The following is a 10,428-nucleotide window of genomic DNA, read 5'->3' as shown; positions in this document are numbered from 1 at the left end:
GGTCCGCATCGCCATTCCGCGCGGCGGCTATGTTCCTGCCTATGAATCGAATGCGATCCGCCTGCCGGATATTGCCGAGGCTGTTCCCGAACTCAGGCTGGACGGCGCCGCATCCGCCGATCGGTCAAACGAAGCCGGCACGGGCACGCCGGAGGCGATGTCTCTGACTTCCGTACCGACTTCGCCTGCCCCCTCGGTGGCGCGCCATCTCCGCTTTTTCTGGATGGCGATCGCCCTGGTCATCGCCATGCTGGGCGTACTGATCCTTCGCCAGGGCAGCACTGCCTTGCTGGCAGGCGGCGACATCTCGGCAACGCCGGAGACCGCTGGCGCAACCGCAAGCATCACATCGTCGGCAAGGGCTGACGCCCTGCCGCAAGTCTATATCGGACTCAAGGCTGACGGCTCCGACGCCAGCCGTGTCGCCGCATCGCTGCGCGCCGGCCTGAGTGGCTTCGATACGATCGACTTCATCGGCCGCGACACCGTCAACGATCCAGCCGACGACGCTGCGAGCTTCATATTCGACATCCTGCCCGGACCGGACGCGGGCGATATCACGATAGAACTGCAAAGCATGGCGTCCGGACGGGTGCTTCTATCGCGCAATCTCACCCCTGCCGACAGCGCACCTGCGGCGGTCGAAGACCGTATTGCCGACATGCTGAGCTCGGCACTCCCCGCCTCCGGCACCATCTACAACTATATCGAGCAGACCGGCACGCCAAACGGTCTGACGCAGTGCCTGCTGCTCAACGGCAAATATTACCTCGACCAGAACGCCAGGACCCATGAGGCGGCCTATCGTTGCCTCGAGAAGCTGGCCAATGGTGGAACCAAGTCCTCGCTCGTCTATTCGGAACTTGCTTCCCTGCATCTCGAGGCGGTGTCCGATCATTACGCCTATCCGCCCAACGCGACGATTGAAACAGCCGTCGAGTTTGCCCATCGCGGCGTGCAGATGGGTCCGACCAGCCCTTATGCGCATCGCGCCTACGGCTATGTCAGTTCGCACCTCGGCAATACGGACGAATCAATCCGCTGGATGCGCAAGGCCTATGAACTCAACCCCTACGATCTCGGCATGGCCGCCGCTTACGGTTACGGGCTGATCTTCGCCGGACGCTACGCCGAGGGAACGCCGATCCTCGATCATGCGGCGGAGACCTTCAGCGGACACCCGACATGGTGGGACTATGGGCTGTTCGTCGGTGAGCTCATGCTCGGCGACACGAACAAGGCAGTCGCGGCCAGCATGGCACTGAGAACGACCGCAACGAAATCACACTATCTGGCGGCACGGCTGATCGGCGCCAAGGCTGCCGGACAGGACCATCTGGTGAGCACGCTGCTGAAACAGTTGACCACCGAGTTCCCCAAATTTGCCGCCGATCCGCGGGCGACTTTCGTCGAGCGGAAATATCCGGCCGACCTGACCGACCGGCTGGTTCAGGCGCTGCGCGCTGCCGGGCTCGGCAGCCCGAGCTGACATCATCGACGTCCGCGCACTGGCTGCGCCGTGTCCCGATGGATTTACTGCGCTCCGATCGCCGAATGCCGGTTGATCCCCAAGTTCTGTACACAACCGTACAAATCGCGAAAATTTTACTGGTCATCATGTCGGACTAGGAGCAATTCAGCCACGATTGGTGTCGCGCATTCTGCAATAACAAAAAATCAGCTTTCATGACCGCATCACTTTTTGCCGCCGAAGAGGGTGTTGGCTCGAAGGCCATCGTCCTGCTGCACGGTTTCGGCGGCTGCCACGATGTATGGCGCGAGGTGATTTCCGCCCTGACGCCTTCCACGCATACGCTGGCCTATGATCTGCCTGGGCATGGGATGTCGCTCGACTTTCCCGCCGCCGGTCCGGCCAGGGTGGCGGCCAAGGCCGTGCTGACCGACCTCTCGGAGCGTCGGCTGAAGCGCGTTCATCTCGTGGGCCACTCGATGGGTGGTGCCGTGGCGGCGCTGATGGCGCTGGCCGAGCCCGAAAAGATAGCCTCGCTGACGCTTCTGGCGCCGGGCGGCCTTGGCCCCGAAATCAACGGGCCGCTGTTGCGCCGCTATGCCGAAGCCGCGGATCGGTCCGAGATCCGCTCCTGCCTCTCCCAGATGTCGGGACCTTCTGCCCTGCCGCTCGAACATACGGTGGACATCCTTTGGGAAATGCGCAGGCGACCCGGCCAACTCGAAAAGCTGGTCGGGATCGCGGCCGCCATGACCGTGGACGATCGGCAAGGCGTCATCCCGCACGATCGCCTCGATCGGCTGAACATGCCGGTAATGGTGGCATGGGGAACCAGCGATGCGGTGCTGCCCTTTACCCAGGCGGATGACCTGCCGGCGCATTTTCACGTGCACCACGTGCTGGAGGCGGGCCATATGCTGGCCGAGGAAGCACCCGACCTCGTTGCCGAGATCATTCGCCGCAACACCAGCCGCCGCGCCAGGCCGCACCGCCAGAAATTCGCCGCCGCAGCCAGCTGACCTTTTCGCGCACGACGACCCTCCTGAGCACCCCGACGCCGTCGATCTCGCCAGTGCATTTTGCCGGCGGCTGTGTTAACCCAGTGTTAACCAAACCCACGAGGCAGACGCCGATGAAGGAAGCAGGCGAGAAGACCATCGACCAGTCGAAGAAACTGTCCGATGCCATCCGTGATGTCAAAAATGCCTTCGCCGACCGCGACGATGTCGTCGTCGACATGCGCGAGGCGCATCGCATGCGCCTCGATCTGCTTGCCGCCGAGCTGGCGCCGGTTTTTGCCGATGTTCCGGCCGACATGGACAATTTCGACTTTGTCGTCTCGTCCGGCTTGCAGCCGCGCCTGTGGATCGACGCCATCAGCCATGTCGCCATGGGGCGCGACCGCCGCACCTATCGCTTCCTCAAGGACACCCGCATCGGCCGGGTGGTGCTTGCCGAATCCACTGAGATGAAATCGGTTGCCGATTCCGTGACGCGCTATGTCGCCGAGCGCATCGTCGAGCGTCAGAGGATGCTGGAAGGCGGCGTCGAACCCGCCGTCGCCGGCCTGAAACGTGCGTATGTGCCAGAAGCCGAACCGCCGCTGCGCGCGACGGAGCGCGGCAAACGCTGGTCGGCCCTTCTGTCCGGGCTTGGCCTGGTCGCTGCCGGCGCATTGGTCGGCCTTGTGGTGTCGGTCGTCCTGTTCTGGGACCGCATCATGGCCATGGTTGTCAATTTGCGGCCATAGCGGCCTCGGCGCCAAGCTCCACCGTCTGCAGATCGGATGGCGGTATGGACGGCCCGGTCAGGCCGCGCCGTGTCAGCCGGATCCGCCAGTTTCCCTTTTCACCGTCGATGTCGAACAGATTATACTGCGCCGCCGGGTGCTTGCCACCCGGCGCCTGGCCGGCGGCAGCGACACCGACCGCCGGGATCCTGACGCCTCGACCGCCGATGAAGAACAGCGACGGCAGATGCGAATGGCCGTGCAGCACAAGGTCGGCGCCATGGCGGCGAATGATCTTGTTGAAGCGGGCGATGCCGAACAGCCGCTTGTGCTGCGGGACCGCGCCGCGCACCGGCGGATGATGGATCATGATGACGCGGAACAGCCCCTGTCCGGCAGTGTCCTGGAGGATTTTGCCGAGCCTATCCCCCTGGCCTTCCATGAAAAACCCATTGGCCATGAAGGGTGCCGTGGCGCGCGCCGTCGAGACGCCGATCAGCGCGACATTGCCGCGTACACGCAGATAGGGGAAGGCGTTGCGGTCGACCGGCGTGTTGACGCCGTCGCCGCTCATCCACGCCGCCCAGGACCGGCAGACCTTGTCGAAGGCGCCTGGCACATAGGCGTCGTGATTGCCCGGAACGACCGAAACATCATGCGGCGGCCCCAGCGTCTCCAGCCAGTGCCTGGCCATCTCGATCTCGCCGTCGAGCGCCAGATTGACCAGGTCGCCGGTGACGGCGAGGTGATCAGGCGTGTTCGCCTTGATGTCGGCGACGATCGTGTCAATGACCGCATCATGCATATGGCGGCGGCGGTTGCGCTGCCAGTTGACATAGCCGAGCACGCGCTTGGAGGCGAGATCGCGATAGGATACATCGGGGAGCGGCCCCAGATGGACATCGGAAATATGCGCGAGCCTGAACATACAACCTTCATAGGCGACCCGCGCGCGGCTTTCCACCCACGGTTTCGCTATCAATGACGAGCCCTGAAGATGCCTTCCGCCAGACCGGCTGGCCAGGGTTGAGGGCCAGGCTGTTCCATCTCTATTTCGTGCTGCGGAGGCCGATGACGCTTGGCGTGCGCGGCCTGATCCACGACACAGCGTCCAGATCCGTCTTCCTTATTCGCCATACCTATGTACCGGGCTGGCAGCTTCCCGGCGGCGGCGTCGAAGTCGGCGAGACGATGAACGAGGCGCTGGCCCGTGAACTGGCCGAGGAAGGCAACATCGCACTGACCGCCCCGCCGGTGCTCAAATCGATGCATTTCAACCGCCGCTCCAGCCGCCGCGATCATGTCGGCCTTTATCTGCTCGAGCATTTCAGCCAGACGGCGCCGAAGCTGCCGGACCACGAGATCGCCGAAGCCGGCTTCTTCCCGCTCGACCGCTTGCCGCGGGGCACGACGCCGGCGACGCTGCGCCGGATCGCCGAGGTTTTTGACGGCGAGCAGCCCTCGCCCTACTGGTAGGTCAGGCCGCCGCTTTCTCGAAGCGGGCCCGGTCATGCCGTGCGGCATAATCGAGATCCGGTCCGACAGGCACGATCCGCGTCGGATTGATCGTCTGGTGGCTGCCGTAATAATGAGCCTTGATGTGATGCATGTTCACCGTCCCGGCCACGCCAGGGACCTGATAGAGATCGCGCAGATAGTTGGACAGGTTCGGGTAGTCGGCGATGCGGCGCAGATTGCATTTGAAATGGCCGACATAAACCGGATCGAAGCGCACCAGCGTGGTGAACAGCCGCCAGTCGGCCTCGGTGATACGACCACCGACGAGATAGCGCTGTTTTGCCAGTCGCTCCTCCAACGTATCCAGCGCCGAAAACAGCTCGCCGAAAGCCTCTTCATAGGCGCGTTGCGTGGTGGCGAAGCCGGCGCGATAGACGCCGTTGTTGATGGCGGGATAGACCAGCGCATTGATGCGGTCGATCTCGCCGCGCAACGCCTTCGGATAGAAATCGAAGCTGGCGTCGCCCCAATCATCGAAGGCTGAATTCAGCATGCGGATGATTTCGGAAGACTCGTTGGAGACGATGGTCTGCTCCTTTTTGTCCCACAGCACCGGCACAGTCACCCTGCCCGAATAGGCGGGATCGGCCTTGGCATAGATCTGGTGCAGGAAGTCGAGGCCGTAGAGCGTGTCGCCCGTGGCGCCGTCCTCAGCTACGAACGTCCAGCCGTTGGCGCCCATGAAATGATGCACCACGGACACCGATATGATGCCCTCCAGCTTCTTCAGCGCACGAAAGATCAACGTCCGGTGGGCCCACGGACAGGCAAGCGAGACATAGAGGTGATAGCGGCCGGGCTCGGCCTTGAAACCGCGCGTCCGGCCTTCGGCAGGCGCCCCGCCAACGGTGATCCAGTCGCGCCATTGCGACTGCGCCCGCACGAACCTGCCACCATTGTCCGCCGTATCGTACCAGCGGTCCTGCCATCTTCCTTCGACCAGCAATCCCATGCGAATCTCCTTGCGTCCTGTTGGTTGATGTAGGCGCAAGGCTGCCCTGTCGAAGACGTCAGGTGCTGAACAGACCGTCACTTGGCCGAAATGACGGACAGAAACGGCCGATTGCAGCGGCGGGAAATTGATGCTAGCGGACAATCCGCATGTTCGACTTTGCTTTGATCCGGTTTGACCGACGACGAAAGGGCGCCCGCGCTTGATGAAGCGCTGACTGGCGAATGCTGCCGTTTGCAGCAACCTTTCCTCCTTGTACCGGACCGCAAAGACCATGAGCCTTGCCGACGTGAAATACCTGCCGGAAACCCCGGCGCACGACCCCGAGATCGAAGCCATCAACGACGAAGCCTTCGGGCCCGGCCGCTTTGTGCTGGCCGCCTACAAGATTCGTGAGGCCGGAGGGCACGAGCGCTCGCTGTCCTTTGTCGCCGTCAATGGCGACATCGTCGTCGCCTCGGTGCGCATGACCCGCATCGCCGCCGGTGCCGGCCGCGCATTGATGCTCGGGCCGCTCGCCGTGCGGCCGGCCTTCAAGAATCTCGGCATCGGCCGCCGGCTGGTGGCGATCGCGCTGGAGGCCGCTGCCCGGGCCGGCGCACCTGCCGTCATGCTGGTCGGTGACGAGCCCTATTACGGGCCGCTCGGTTTCAAGCGGATTCCGCGCGGCCAGATTTCGATGCCGCGCCCCGTCGACCTCGACCGGCTGCTGTCGCACGAGATCGCGCCGGGCGCGGTCGCCAGGCTCTTGGGCGAGGTCTGCCACGCCGATCAGGCCAGGGTGACCGATCCTACCGCGGCGATGGCTTGACCTTTCCCATCGATCTGGCGCCTGATCCGTCCACTGTTCCTGAGATCAAAGGATGACGTCATGAACCCGAACGGCCAGATCGCGATCGTCACCGGCGGCGGCTCCGGCCTTGGCGAGGCAACGGCGCGCGCGCTGGCCACCAAGGGAGCCCGCGTCGCCATCTTCGATGTCGGTATTGACCGCGCGGTCAAGGTCGCGGCCGAGATCGGCGGTATTGCCGTCCAATGCGACGTCAGCAGCGCCGACAGTGGGACTGCTGCCCTCGCCGACGTCGCCGCCAAGCTTGGCGAGCCGCGTATCCTGATCAATTGCGCCGGCATCGCCATCGGTGTGAAGACGATCGGCAAGGATGGTCCCCATCCGCTTGATCAGTACCGCAAGGTGATCGAGGTCAATCTGATCGGCACGTTCAACATGATCCGCCTCGTCGCCGAACGCGCGTCGAAGCTCGAGCCGCTGCCGGGCGGCGAGCGCGGCGTCATTGTCAACACCGCTTCGGTTGCCGCCTATGATGGCCAGATCGGGCAGGCCGCCTATGCGGCGTCCAAGGGCGGCGTCGTCGGCATGACGCTGCCGGTGGCGCGCGACCTTGCCCGTTCCGGCATCCGCGTCTGCACCATCGCTCCCGGCATCTTCAAGACGCCGATGATGGCCGGCATGCCGCAAGAGGTGCAGGATTCACTGGGCGCCGCCGTGCCGTTCCCGTCGCGCCTGGGCGAACCGTCCGAATATGCCGCTCTCGCCCTGCACATCATCGAGAACCAGATGCTGAACGGCGAGACCATTCGCCTCGACGGCGCCATTCGCATGGCGCCGAAATAAACCGGTCATGAGCGCCGGCCTGTCCGCTGCCGCTAAAACCGGTCCGCTGACCGGGCTGAAGGTGATCGAGATGGCCGGGCTCGGCGCCGTGCCGCTGGCCGGCCTGATGCTGTCGGAGATGGGCGCGCAACTGTTGCGCATCGAACGGGCGGGGACGAGCCAGCTCCTGCCGCTGCCGGATGAGTATAACATCGACCGCCATGGCCGCGCCGTGCTGCGCCTCGACCTGAAGCGCCGTGAAGGCACCGATCTGTTGCTGCGCCTTGCCGAAAAGGCGGACATGTTGCTCGAAGGCTTTCGCCCGGGCGTCATGGAACGGCTCGGCCTCGGCCCGGAAACGGTGCTGGTGCGTAACCCGGCGCTGATCTACGGCCGTATGACCGGCTTCGGCCAGGGCGGTCCGCTCGCCGGCCGCGCCGGCCATGACATAACCTACCTCGCCTATAGCGGCGTGCTGCACGCCATCGGCCATGCCGGCGGCCGTCCCGTCACGCCGCTCAACCTCGTTGCAGACTATGGCGGTGGCGCCATGATGCTGATTGCCGGTGTGCTGGCCGCCCTGTTCCAACGTTCGCGCACGGGCAAGGGTGAAGTTATCGACGCCGCGATGGTCGATGGCGCCTCGATGCTGGCGGTGCCCCTGCACGCCTTGATGGCGGCCGGCTTGTGGAGCGACAAGCGTGGCGCGAACCTGCTCGATTCCGGCGCCCCGTTCTACGACACCTATGAGACGTCGGACGGACGTCATATCGCCATCGGTTGTCTCGAGCCGCAATTCTTCGCCGAATTCGCGAGGCTGCTGCCGCTCGACGAGTGCTTTGCATCCGGCCAGTACGACAAGGCCCTGTGGCCGCCGATGCGCGCCGCCATTGCCGATCGGATCCGGCAGAAACCACGCGACGACTGGGACCGGTTGTTCGCGCAAACCGATGCCTGCGTTGCACCCGTTCTGTCGCTGCAAGAGGCAAAGCACCACCCGCACAATCGGGCACGCAACGCCTCTGTGACGGCAGGTGCATTTGAGCGCCCGGCCCCGGCCCCGCGTTTCTCGAGTTCGCAACCGACATTGGCCACTATGCCCGGCGATGAGGATTTGTTGCCGTCGACAACGCTGGCACGTTTCGGCTTTGCGAAAGCCGAGATCGACGACCTTGTCAAATCCGGCTTGCTGACCGATAACTAGAGAACAAAAATCAACTTACTGCGGTGCTGCCTTGGACGACCCGAAGAAGGACGTGATCCGTGAGACGGACGCCGAAGCGATCCGGCTGGCGAAGACGCTTCTGCGCAGCGCCCGCTTTGGCGCCCTGGCGGTGATCGAACCGCAAACCGGCTCGCCGCTGGCCAGCAGGGTTGGCGTGGCCACCGACATCGACGGCGCACCGCTGATCCTGGTGTCGATGCTTTCGGCGCACACCGGCGCGCTGCTTGCCGACCCGCGCTGTTCCCTGTTGCTCGGCGAACCAGGCAAGGGCGACCCGCTGGCGCACCCGCGCCTGACACTGGTCTGCCAGGCGGTAAGGATCGAGCGCGGATCGGCCGAACACGCCCGCACCGAGCGCCGTTACCTCAATCACAATGCCAGGGCGAAACTTTACGCCGGTCTCGGTGACTTTTCGATCTTTCGCCTCGATCCGCAACGCGCCAGCCTCAACGGCGGCTTCGGCAAGGCCTATCAGCTCGACCGATCGGATCTGCTCGCCAGCGGACCGGTCGTCGAGGAACTCGCGGCGCGCGAACAATCGGCCATCGACCACATGAACGCCGACCATCTCGACGCGATCGCCGTTTACGCACAGCATTTCGCCAAAGTATCCGGCAACGGCTGGCGTATTGCCGGATTCGATGCCGATGGCATGGATCTGGTGTCGGGCGACGGCGCTTGCCGGGTCTTTTACCCGCAACCTCTGGGCGCAGCAGGTGAATTGCGGCACGTTCTGGTCGATATGGCGAGGGCGGGCCGAGCCATTGTCGACGCCGGGACTGAGACTTAATTATGCTGGATCAAAAGCAACACTTGAGATTTAGGTGAAATGCTCTACCTTTTAGTGACGCTGAATCGCCAGCGCCGATCGATAAGTGAATTTATGGAATCAGACGCCATTGCCCCCATGGCGTCGGGATGAACAGGAAGCATGGGGGATCGATGGTCTCGACAAAGCTAATCGTGAACGCCGAATCGGCGGCAGAGTTTCTCATGCTGATGGGCAATGAGAAGCGACTGTTGATCATGAGCTACCTCGCCGAAGGTGAAATGTCGGTGGGAGCCATAGCCGAGAAGGTGATGCTCAGCCAATCCGCCCTGTCCCAGCATCTCGCCAAGTTGCGGGCGCTCGACCTTGTCGACACCCGCCGCGACCGGCAGATGATTTACTACTCCTGCAAATCCGACGCCGTGCGAGAACTGCTTGTCATGTTGGACGGCATTTTCGGCAGCGGCAAGGATGACCTGTCCCAGATGGCGCACCGCTTGCGCCGTGCTGGAACCTGACCACACAGCCGCCGATCTCGCCGGTGATTCAGAGCGGCATGCGCCGATTTGGGGCGCACAAAGCTGGCTGATTGTCCCGAATTGTCGCATCGTGCTTTCCAAACAAGGTGAGCGCCGGGAAGCGGTCCGGATTTTCGGGCCGATGCGACGGTCGCGAGGAATGCATGGATCCCATTCGCATCGACGACCCGCAAGATCCGCGCGTCGCTGCCTATCTCGACATTCGCGAGCGTGACCTCGCCGGCCGGCAAGGCCGCTTCGTCGCCGAAGGCAAGGTGGTGCTCGACCTGCTGCTCACAACTGGACGCTTTGCCGCCGAATCGGTCCTCGTCCTGGAAAACCGGCTGGCGGGTCTCGACAAGATCCTGAGCAAGGCGCCCGCCGATCTCCCGGTCTATGTGGCAACCAGCGCGGTGATGGACGCAATCGCCGGATTTCACATGCATCGCGGCATCCTGGCCATGGGCCGCAAGGGAGCGCCGCAGCCGGCCGAAGCCCTGCTCGATGGCTTGCCGCCTCGTGCGCTGGTCGTGGTGCTCGTCGGCATCGCCAATCATGACAATGTGGGCTCGATCTTCCGCAACGCCGCCGCCTTTGGCGCTGACGCGGTTTTGCTGGATGCGACGTGCTGCGA

At 63.7% G+C, this 10,428-nt stretch carries 11 protein-coding genes and 1 pseudogene; 10 read left to right on the top strand and 2 right to left on the bottom strand.

Going from position 1 to position 10,428, the window contains the following annotated elements; translation table 11 throughout:
• The 3 genes from EN884_RS12405 to EN884_RS12395 all read left to right on the top strand — a co-directional run.
• Nucleotides 1-1,489 (top strand): hypothetical protein (locus tag EN884_RS12405; RefSeq protein WP_128360565.1); only part of this gene is annotated, 1,489 nt, incomplete at its 5' end.
• 197 nt (nt 1,490-1,686) lie between these two features.
• Nucleotides 1,687-2,490, top strand: a complete 804-nt coding sequence (locus EN884_RS12400; protein WP_024504511.1) for an alpha/beta fold hydrolase — start codon at nt 1,687-1,689, stop codon at nt 2,488-2,490.
• Between the two features lie 113 nt (nt 2,491-2,603).
• Nucleotides 2,604-3,221: a hypothetical protein gene (locus EN884_RS12395; protein ID WP_063168868.1), complete on the top strand. Its 618-nt coding sequence runs from the start codon at nt 2,604-2,606 to the stop codon at nt 3,219-3,221.
• On the opposite strand, the gene EN884_RS12390 is transcribed toward EN884_RS12395, so the two are convergent.
• Nucleotides 3,205-4,128 carry a metallophosphoesterase gene (locus tag EN884_RS12390; RefSeq protein ID WP_013529920.1) on the bottom strand — a complete coding sequence of 308 codons (924 nt, stop codon included), beginning with the start codon at nt 4,126-4,128 and terminating at the stop codon, nt 3,205-3,207. The two genes, EN884_RS12395 and EN884_RS12390, sit on opposite strands and share 17 nt — an antisense overlap.
• Nucleotides 4,129-4,181: 53 nt before the next feature.
• Here EN884_RS12390 and EN884_RS12385 point away from each other — a divergent pair, with 53 nt between their 5' ends.
• Nucleotides 4,182-4,676: an NUDIX domain-containing protein gene (locus EN884_RS12385; RefSeq protein WP_063168869.1), complete on the top strand. Its 495-nt coding sequence runs from the start codon at nt 4,182-4,184 to the stop codon at nt 4,674-4,676.
• A gap of 1 nt (nt 4,677) precedes the next feature.
• On the opposite strand, the gene EN884_RS12380 is transcribed toward EN884_RS12385, so the two are convergent.
• A complete protein-coding gene (locus EN884_RS12380) occupies nt 4,678-5,670 on the bottom strand; it encodes a glutathione S-transferase family protein (RefSeq protein WP_063168870.1) in 993 nt (330 codons plus the stop codon).
• A gap of 274 nt (nt 5,671-5,944) precedes the next feature.
• Between EN884_RS12380 and EN884_RS12375 the strand changes: the two genes are divergently transcribed.
• From EN884_RS12375 to EN884_RS12350, 6 genes and pseudogenes are all read left to right on the top strand, one after another.
• Entirely contained in the window at nt 5,945-6,481 is a 537-nt protein-coding gene (locus EN884_RS12375) for an N-acetyltransferase (protein WP_013529917.1), read from the top strand.
• Between the two features lie 60 nt (nt 6,482-6,541).
• Entirely contained in the window at nt 6,542-7,303 is a 762-nt protein-coding gene (locus tag EN884_RS12370) for a 3-hydroxyacyl-CoA dehydrogenase (protein WP_027162200.1), read from the top strand.
• A 7-nt stretch (nt 7,304-7,310) separates the two neighbouring features.
• On the top strand, nt 7,311-8,486 hold the full coding sequence (locus EN884_RS12365) for a CaiB/BaiF CoA-transferase family protein (RefSeq protein WP_063168871.1): 1,176 nt from the start codon (nt 7,311-7,313) through the stop codon (nt 8,484-8,486).
• A gap of 31 nt (nt 8,487-8,517) precedes the next feature.
• Entirely contained in the window at nt 8,518-9,297 is a 780-nt protein-coding gene (locus tag EN884_RS12360; RefSeq protein WP_063168872.1) for a HugZ family protein, read from the top strand.
• A gap of 152 nt (nt 9,298-9,449) precedes the next feature.
• Nucleotides 9,450-9,794: a metalloregulator ArsR/SmtB family transcription factor gene (locus tag EN884_RS12355; RefSeq protein ID WP_013529913.1), complete on the top strand. Its 345-nt coding sequence runs from the start codon at nt 9,450-9,452 to the stop codon at nt 9,792-9,794.
• Between the two features lie 164 nt (nt 9,795-9,958).
• A pseudogene (locus EN884_RS12350) lies at nt 9,959-10,428 on the top strand (RNA methyltransferase); the annotation flags it as partial.

Source organism: Mesorhizobium sp. M7A.F.Ca.AU.001.01.1.1 (assembly GCF_004022735.1).
GTDB classification, from domain to species: Bacteria; Pseudomonadota; Alphaproteobacteria; order Rhizobiales; family Rhizobiaceae; genus Mesorhizobium; species Mesorhizobium ciceri.
Note: the sequence above shows the minus strand (reverse complement) of the source record. Positions and strands in the feature narration are given on the sequence as shown.